This is a genomic window from Bacillus sp. SIMBA_005 (assembly GCF_046535585.1).
GTDB classification, from domain to species: domain Bacteria; phylum Bacillota; class Bacilli; order Bacillales; family Bacillaceae; genus Bacillus; species Bacillus pumilus.
Genome location: NZ_JAWRWI010000233.1, coordinates 1 through 289, shown reverse-complemented (window position 1 = coordinate 289; position 289 = coordinate 1). Strand labels below are relative to the sequence as shown.

The following is a 289-nucleotide window of genomic DNA, read 5'->3' as shown; positions in this document are numbered from 1 at the left end:
ACCGTCCTGACAGTTACAACGCGCTGAATGAACAAATGCTCCGGGAATTGGAAAATGCATGCGTTATGGCAGCCGACAGCGAAGCGCTTATCGTCCTCTTGCGGGGGGAAGGCCGGGGATTTTCCGCGGGCGGTGATATCCAGATGATGACGTCGGATCATGATTCGGGAGAATATGAACGGCTCATGAAAATGATTGAATCCATTACGCTGACGCTCTATGATATGAAAAAAATTGTGATAGCCGCCATCCACGGAGCCGCGGCGGGGCTCGGGCTGAGTTTCGCGCT

At 53.3% G+C, this 289-nt stretch carries 1 protein-coding gene; it reads left to right on the top strand.

Annotation, left to right across the window (positions count from 1 at the left end):
* Positions 1 to 289, top strand: a 289-nt coding sequence (locus SB660_RS19905) for an enoyl-CoA hydratase-related protein (RefSeq protein WP_410584005.1), incomplete at both ends; no start/stop codon positions are given.